1 protein-coding gene is annotated in these 443 nt (G+C 48.5%); it reads left to right on the top strand.

What is annotated here, in order from left to right; genetic code table 11:
• On the top strand, nucleotides 1–403 hold a 403-nt coding region (gene rhaD, locus H6A28_RS14955; RefSeq protein WP_204481096.1), incomplete at its 5' end, for a rhamnulose-1-phosphate aldolase.
• Nucleotides 404–443: the final 40 nt, after the last annotated feature.

Raw genomic sequence — 443 nt, 5'->3', positions numbered from 1 at the left:
CTGCCATCCAACTAACTTTATCGCCTTATCCTTTACCCAAGACTTAGATGAACGCAAGCTCAGTCGGCTCTTATGGCAAATACAGGCCGAATCCTTGGTGGTCTTTCCAGAAGGGGTTGGTATCATCCCCTACATGACCCCTGGCACCAACGAGATTGGCGCAAAGACCGCGGCCAAAATGGCAGCTTACCGGGTGGTCATGTGGCCCCACCACGGCATCTTTGCGGTCGGAGCTGACCTAGACGAAACCTTTGGTTTAATCGAAACCGTTGAAAAGGCCGCCTTAATCTACAGCCAAATTATGGCGCAAGGCGGGCAAATCAAGCAAAAAATTACGGATGACCAGCTAAAAGAATTGGCCCGCGCCTTCGGGGTTGAAGCTAACCCTAAATTTTTAGCCTAAAAAGATTAAATTAACACCATCCCCCTGCTTATTAATAAAG

The organism is Bacteroides mediterraneensis, from assembly GCF_016900355.1.
GTDB lineage: Bacteria > Bacteroidota > Bacteroidia > Bacteroidales > Bacteroidaceae > Phocaeicola.
This window is presented reverse-complemented; position numbering and strand designations above follow the sequence as displayed.